The sequence below is a fragment of the Salinarimonas sp. NSM genome (genome assembly GCF_052380005.1).
Classification (GTDB): Bacteria; Pseudomonadota; Alphaproteobacteria; order Rhizobiales; family Beijerinckiaceae; genus Salinarimonas.
Genome location: NZ_JBQTCJ010000007.1, coordinates 96,662 through 104,173 on the forward strand (window position 1 = coordinate 96,662; position 7,512 = coordinate 104,173).

General features: G+C 71.1%; 4 protein-coding genes and 1 tRNA gene. 1 reads left to right on the forward strand and 4 read right to left on the reverse strand.

Annotated features, from left to right (window positions below; genetic code table 11):
- Positions 1 to 206: 206 nt before the first annotated feature.
- The gene (locus ACTZWW_RS05040; RefSeq protein WP_444779850.1) at positions 207 to 2,393 is read right to left on the reverse strand and encodes a hypothetical protein; all 2,187 of its coding nucleotides are present in this window, start codon (positions 2,391 to 2,393) and stop codon (positions 207 to 209) included.
- A 124-nt stretch (positions 2,394 to 2,517) separates the two neighbouring features.
- Positions 2,518 to 2,594: transfer RNA gene (locus tag ACTZWW_RS05045), tRNA-Met, on the reverse strand.
- A 276-nt stretch (positions 2,595 to 2,870) separates the two neighbouring features.
- Between ACTZWW_RS05045 and ACTZWW_RS05050 the strand changes: the two genes are divergently transcribed.
- Complete coding sequence (locus tag ACTZWW_RS05050) at positions 2,871 to 4,565, forward strand: methyl-accepting chemotaxis protein (RefSeq protein ID WP_444779851.1); 1,695 nt, start codon at positions 2,871 to 2,873, stop codon at positions 4,563 to 4,565.
- 9 nt (positions 4,566 to 4,574) lie between these two features.
- Here ACTZWW_RS05050 and ACTZWW_RS05055 read toward each other — a convergent pair whose 3' ends face one another.
- Both ACTZWW_RS05055 and mnmA read right to left on the reverse strand, forming a co-directional pair.
- On the reverse strand, positions 4,575 to 5,213 hold the full coding sequence (locus ACTZWW_RS05055) for a class I SAM-dependent methyltransferase (protein WP_444779852.1): 639 nt from the start codon (positions 5,211 to 5,213) through the stop codon (positions 4,575 to 4,577).
- A gap of 35 nt (positions 5,214 to 5,248) precedes the next feature.
- Positions 5,249 to 6,454, reverse strand: coding sequence for a tRNA 2-thiouridine(34) synthase MnmA (gene mnmA / locus ACTZWW_RS05060; RefSeq protein WP_444779853.1), 1,206 nt, complete (start codon positions 6,452 to 6,454; stop codon positions 5,249 to 5,251).
- Positions 6,455 to 7,512 lie beyond the last annotated feature (1,058 nt).

The following is a 7,512-nucleotide window of genomic DNA, read 5'->3' on the forward strand; positions in this document are numbered from 1 at the left end:
GCGGCTGCGCTCGCCGGGGCCACCGGCGGCAACAGCGGCGCACTCGCCGCAAGCGTCGAGCGAAGCCGGTCGACGCAGGACGCGCTCGAACGGAGAGCCGCTCGACGCGCAGGGTTGATGGCGCGTGCAGGGCCGACCCGCGAGCGATGTGCTCAGCGGCGAGCGGTCGCGCACGCGAAAATCGATGTGGCGGGAAGGTGCGGCAGTCACGCGGACGCCTTTCGGCGGCGGACGTTCGAGCTGTCGACCGTGATCAGACGCAACTCACCGGCCTCAGCTTTCTGCAGCGCACCCATGAGGATCTCGCGCATCCGACCCACGACAGGAGGCTCAATCGCGGCGATGATCCGAGCCTCGGCGGGCGCTAACGCCCCCTTGCGCCCGTAGCGCTTCTTCGGCTCCGAGAGAGCATGGCCGAGGATACGGTCGCGGGAGCGCTCAGCGATGCCGCTTTCGTCGAGCCAGGCAGCCATGAGGTGGCGCGTCCCGTAGAGGGCGAGGTCGGCGCGTCTCACGCGAAGCTTCTTCGCGCGGATATACTGCCAGCTCTTTGTAATCGGATAGGCCCATCGCTCCTCGTCGGTCCTCTTGGTATAGGGTGCCCAATCGGGGAAGAGCTTTGTCTCGCCACGCTTGCGCAGGGCGTCCGCCCGCTCGATAAGCCCCAGGTCGACCAGCAGCGGATGGATCGGCACGATGCGAGCCGATTGGCGCGTCTTCAGACGCAAATGCTCACCGATGGGGACCCGTCCCTCCGCCGGATCGAAGGGGCGCAAGTCGATATACCAGAACTCGCCGTCCGTGCGGATCTGGTCGAGACTGATCTGGCCGATCTCCCCGGGGCGCATCCCTGTGAGAATCAACATGAGGTAACCCCAATAGAGCTTGCCTTGCAGAAGGAGCGTGCCGGGGCTCCAGATCCGGGCGCGGCTGTGCGAGCCCGTAAACAAAGGCAGACTGACGAGGCGGATCAACTCGTCGTCGCTGAAGGCGTCACGCGGGAGCTCGGACATCAGCTCGGGGCTGATGAAAGAGAAGGTCGGTCGATCACCGACGAGAAGCTGCTTTTCTTTGAGCCAGCCGAAGTACTTGTGTAGCCCCGAATGGTAGCGATGCAGCACAGTGTTTTCCGTTGCCCTGCGCAACTTGCTCCAGCCATGCTCCTTCGCGTAATTGTAGCGCTCGAAGAGAGACATCTGCCTGCACCGCGGAAAACCGCTCGGATACGGAATGTCGACGAGGGCCTCGTCCACGCGACGACGCTGGCCGGCGGTGAGCTCGTTGAGGCGTACGTCGCCGATGAGAGAGATCATGAAGCGACAGACGGGCTCGGTGTCCGCATTGGCGCGACCGTCGTTGTACTTGGCGCGCATCGCCTCGAGAAATGCGTCGAGCCCTTCCGACAAGGTGATCGGCTTCGATTTCGGGACGATCCGCTCGGAGTCGATGCCGTGCTCCGCCAGCAGGATGTCCAGCTTCGTCGGCGCTGCAGTGACCACTTCTGGGCCTGACGGCAGCCGCGGCGATTCGCCGGCCGACGCACCGGCATGCGCGGTGGTGGCGTCGTCCAGGAGAGCCGGTTGCGTCGGGAGCGTTGCAGAAACGCGTTCCAAGCTCCCGAGGTCCCGTTCCTCCCTGTAGCCACCACGTGCACCGGGGTTGCTCCGGGCCGGCGCGGTCGGCGCCACGATCTCATCTCCCACCGGCGTTCCGGCCGAGATTGCGCAACCCTCGACGTAGCCGCCGATGTCGCGCGGCCGCCGCGACGTCGCGAGGTCGCCGGTCGCGCTCGCCGCCTCGAACCTGCGGATCGCCGCGCGCGCGTCCTCTTGTACCTCGGGCCGCGCTGGAGCGCGGGCGGCGCGGCGCGGGGTGTTCACGACGATCGGCTCGCGCGTGGGCCGGATCAGCCCGTCGGCGACGGCGGCAAGCGCATCGGCGCGACCACGCTCGTAGCCCCGGCGCTCGATCTGCGTTTGGCCATGCGCCTCGATTTCGATGTTCTGCGCGACGAAGCGATCCCACAAGATCGGGAGTTCCGGATCGATCGCAACCGGCGACACGCCCCGCTCGCACAGCGCGCGCATCAGCCTACGTGCGATATCCTCGAAGATGAGGCGGACGGCGAGCGTGTCGGAATCCGGGAGCGGCGCGGCCAAATAGGTCCGCAATTGGCCGAGCACGACCCGGCCGGTCTCGTGCAGGTCGGGTGCATGGACGACTTCTGTAGCCCACCCCGTCGCCATCGCCAGTCTCCGCCTCGCGGTTCGCGAATCTCCTGTTGCCAAGGATACACGAAGCACGCGCAAGCCGAGAATCGGCACGGCTCGCTTGCCGACCCGCATCTGGAGGAGATAGCGCCCGTCGCGGCGGGCGAGGTAGCTCGGACGCATGACGACCCCTGTCGGCGGGGGTCGGCGGAGGCGGGACGTCTGCGTGAGACATCCCCCATCGACCGAAGCCCCCGATAGGCTTCAAGTCGTTGATCCGTCAGAGCTTTCAGGCGATCGGCGGAAGTGGTAGCGGAGGAGGGACTCGAACCCCCGACACGAGGATTATGATTCCTCTGCTCTAACCAGCTGAGCTACTCCGCCCCGGGCCGTCGGCGCGCGGGGCGCCGCGTCGGTTGGCGGGGTATACGGAGGGTGCGGGGGGCTGTCAAGGCGGTCTGCGCGTGGATCTGGTATCGGGTGCGAGGCACGGCTCGGGCATCGATCGGCACACCGAGCCGCAACCGAGGCGGGATCTTCACATTCTCATGCTGCCCTCAGAACGGTATGTTCGTCAATAGAAGGACGTTGGTGTTAGCTAAGAATTTAATCCGATGCCGTTCATACGCAAAAGGACTTACGCGTTTTGGACGGATCGACATGCGAACGCAGCGGAAGATGACGAAATTCACGGTTGGGGGGCGGTTCTACGCCATCGTGGCACTCGCATGTGCGGCCCTCGTCGCGCTCGCTCTCATCGGCTCGGCCAAGATCGCCGACCTCCTGCGGACGCAGAAGGAGGCCTCGCTCGTCGAGCTCACGGACTCCATGGTCTCGATCATCGACGCGTACCGGATGCGGGCCGAGCGCGGGGAGCTCGACGTCGCGGAGGCGCAGGCGCGCGCGACGGACGCGATACGCGCCGTGCGCTACGCCGGCGAGGAATACTTCTTCATCTTCACCCTCGACGGCTTCGGGGTGATGCACCCACTCAGCCCGCAGCTCCAGGGCGCCGACCAGTCCGGCCTGCGGGACGCGTCCGGTCGTGCCCTCATCTCCGACATGGCGGCGATCGCGCGCGCCGGAGGCGGGCACTACGAATACGAGTGGAAGAACGCCAACGAGACCGAGCCGCGGTGGAAGGTCTCCTACGTCGCGCCGATCGACGGCTGGAACTGGTTCGTCGGCACCGGGGTCTATTTCGACAACCTCGCGGTGCTGACGGCCGAGAGCCGTGCGCAGTTCCTCTGGTTCGCCGGCCTCGTGACGGTGCTCCTCGCCGGCATCGGCTTCGCCCTCGGCCGGACGGTGACCGTCCCGATCGGGCGGCTCGCGCAGCGCATGACCGCCCTCGCGGACGGGGACCTCGACACGGAGATTCCGGCGACGGACCGGCGCGACGAGATCGGCGCCATGGCCCGCACCGTCGGCGTCTTCGCCGACGCGCTGCGCGCCAAGCGCGCGACCGAGCAGGAGGCCTCCGAGGAGGCCGCCGCCAAGGAGCGGCGCGCAGAGACGCTCGGCCAGCTGATGCGCGGCTTCGAGGAGACGATCGCCGGGCTCACCCGTGGCCTCGCCGACGCGGCGGGGCGCATGCAGGCCACCGCCCAGGGCATGACCACGACGGCGGACGCCGGCAACAGCCGCTCGGCGTCCCTCGCCGCGGCCGCCGCGCAGACCTCGTCCAACGTCCAGGCGGTCGCCTCCGCCGCCGAGCAGATGAGCGCGTCGGTCCAGGAGATCGGCCGGCAGGTGACGAAATCCGCCGAGATCTCGAGCGCCGCCGTCGCCGACGTCGAGCGCACGGACCACGTGGCGCGCTCGCTCGCCACCTCCGCGCAGAAGATCGAGGAGATCGTCTCGCTCATCAACGGCATCGCCGGGCAGACGAACCTGCTCGCGCTCAACGCCACGATCGAGGCGGCCCGGGCGGGCGAGGCCGGCAAGGGCTTCGCGGTCGTGGCCGCCGAGGTCAAGGGGCTCGCCGAGCAGACGGGCAGGGCCACCGAGGAGATCGCCGCGCACGTCACCCAGATCCAGGGCGTCGCCGACGAGATGGTGAAGGCCATCGCCGGCATCGGCGGGACGGTCGCCGAGATGAGCCGCATCGCGACCGGCATCGCCGCCGCGATGGAGCAGCAGGGCGTCGCCACGAGCGAGATCGCCCGCAACGTCCAGGAGGCCGCGCGCGGCACGGACGAGGTCTCGGGCTCCGTCGTCGAGCTCAAGGACGGCGCCTCGGCCACCCGCAAGGCGGCCGACGACGTGCTTTCCGCCGCCCGTGCGCTGAGCGAGCAGGCGAACGGCCTCTCGCAGGAGGTCGGCGGCTTCCTGAAGCAGGTGAAGGCGGCGTGAGCCGCCTCCTCAAGCGGCGGGCTTCCTCACGCGCATCAGCTTGAAGAAGCCCGCCGGGAACAGCGGCGCGACCTCCTCCACCGCGAGGCCGCGCCGCTCGGCCCATGTCGCGATGCGGCTGATCTTGAAGGCCGACGACCAGCCGACCTTCGCCATCAGCGGCGCCACCGCGTCCTCCACCGCAGCGATCGGCCCCCTGTCGCGCCCGAGCTTCGAGGCGACGACGATCTCGCCGCCGGGCTTGAGCACGCGGGCGCACTCGTCGAGCGCGCCCTCCGGATCCGGCACGAGGGTGATGACGAAGGGCACGGCGACGGCGTCGAAGCTCGCGTCGGCGAAGCCGAGCCGGCAGGCGTCCATGGCGGCGACGAGCTTCACCTGCGGCAGGCCGGCGAGCACCTTCTCGCGGGCCTTGGCGAGCATGTGGATCGACAGGTCGACTCCGCACACCCGCGCGTCGCGCGGGTAGTAGGGCAGGACGAGCCCGGTCCCAACCCCGATCTCGAGGATGTCCGGCCCGCACGCAGCCGCAGCCTGCGCGGTCTTGCGGTGCGCGTCCGAGAGGAACTTGTGGTAGACGCGGTCGTAGATCGGCGCCCAGCGCTCGTAGACACGGCGCTGGCCTTCGAGGTCGTACTGGACGGCCATTCTCGGTCCTCTCGGGAGTGGGGGTCGGCCGTCCGTCAGGCCGAGGCGGCGGTGGTGGCGGCGCGGGTGGCGTCGCTGCGCCGGCCGCCCGCGTGCCCGTCGATGCGCCTGGCGATGACGCCGCCGCCGAGCACGCGGGCGCGCGGATCCTCGCTCTCGTAGAGCACGCAGGCCTGGCCCGGGGAGACGCCGTCCTCAGGCGAGACGAGCGAGACCTCGATCTCCGGCCCCGCCTCTCCGGCGACACGACGCAGAAGCGCCGGCCTGGGCGCGCGGGTCGAGCGCACGCGGGCCGCGACCTCGAGCCCCGCATCGAGGCGCTCGATCGGTCCGTCGCCGATCCAGCTCACGTCGCGCAGGCGGATGCGCCGTGTGGCGAGCGCCTCGCGCGGCCCGACGACGACCCGCGCGGCCTCCGCGTCGAGCGCCACCACGTAGAGCGGCTCGCCCACCGAGAGGCCGAGCCCGCGGCGCTGGCCCACGGTGTAGTGGATGATGCCCTCGTGACGGCCGAGCACCCGCCCGTCGAGATGCACGATCTCCCCCGGCGCGGCCGCGTGGGGCTTGAGACGGGTGATCACGTCGGAGTAGCGGCCCTGAGGCACGAAGCAGATGTCCTGGCTGTCCGCCTTGTCCGCGACCTCGAGGCCGAGCGCGCGGGCGAGCGCGCGGGTCTCGCCCTTGTCGGCGAGCTCACCCAGCGGGAAGCGCAGGAGCTCCAGCTGGGCGGGCGTCGTGGCGTAGAGGAAGTAGGACTGGTCCCGATCGGGGTCGGCGGCGCGGAACAGGCCGCGCCCACCGCCGGCGAGCGGGCGGCTGGCCACGTAATGGCCGGTGGCGAGCACGTCCGCGCCGAGGTCGCGGGCGGTCTCGAGCAGGTCCCGGAACTTGATCGAGCGGTTGCACTCGACGCAGGGGATCGGCGTCTCGCCGGAGAGGTAGCTGTCGGCGAACCGCTCGATCACCGCCTCGCGGAAGCGGCTCTCGTAGTCGAGGACGTAATGGGGGATGCCGATCGTCTCGGCGACGCGGCGGGCGTCGTGGATGTCCCGTCCCGCGCAGCAGGCGCCGGCGCGGTGGACCGCCGCACCGTGGTCGTAGAGCTGGAGCGTGACGCCGACGACGTCGTAGCCCTCCCGCTTCAGGAGCGCGGCGACGACCGAGGAATCGACGCCGCCCGACATGGCGACGACGACGCGCGTCGCCGACGGTGCCTTGGCGATGTCGAGGCTGTTCGTCATGCCGCTCCAGATCCTTTCCGCGCCCGGCTCGCGCGCGCGCGCCTGACGGGGCATCGGCCCCGTCCCAGGCCCCTTCTATAGCGATGCGGGACGGCTCTTTCCAGCGCGGCCCGGCAGTTTCTGCCGTGCCGCCGGGTCGATCCTGCCGGGCGGCGCGCGTCCCCCGGCCTGGCGGCTTCGGGCGCACGAGGGGCGAGACGCCTTGCGCGGCACGGCTTCGCGGCCGGGCGCAGCAACCCGGCGCGGCGAACGCGGGCTGGCCCGGCTCTTGCGGCGTCGTACCCGGAGCCCGGGGCGCGAGCGCACCCGCGCCCGCGTCACCGGTACGAGGACACGATGCGTCTCGACCTCCTTCCCGCCGACTCCGCTCGGCGGCCAGATGCCCGCCCCGACCCGCGCACCTCGCGGCCGCGCGAGGACGCGCCCGCGTTCCGCGTCGACGCGGACGAGCCGCCGGGGCGGCCCGAGCCGCGTTCCGAGACGCGCCGGCGTGACGAGGCAATCCGGGCGCGGGAGGCAGAGCCGCTGGCGCGCGACGACGTCGCCCGCGACGGGCCCGATCGCGCGCGGCGGTCCCGCGAGGCGCGCGACGGGGAGAACCGCGACGACGTCGATGCCGCGAGGCAGCCGCCGGAGGCGCGCGCGACGGACGAGCGACCGCGCACGGAGGAGGCTCCCGCCGACACCGCGCGCGAAGACCGCGCGGCCGCGCCGCCCTCGACGCGGCCGGAGGCGGACGCGCCCGCGTCCTCGCCCGCGGACGCATCACAGAAGCCGACATCGGCCGGAGCGACCGGCGAAGCCGCCGCACCGGCGGAGACGACGGCTGCGGAGGACGCGGCCGCCGACGGCACGCCGGTGCCGGGCGCCGGAAACCCCGGCCACGCCGCCGTCGCCCTCGCGAACGCGCCCGGTCAGGTGACGGGCGGTCCTCCGGCGACGCCGCCCGGGGCGGCGATCGCCGCTGCCGCGCGGACGACCTCGGCAGCCGGCTCGGGTGCAGCCTCGGGCGCGCGCGGCGCGACGGCCGGCGGCCGAGCGGGTGCGGGGTCCGGCAC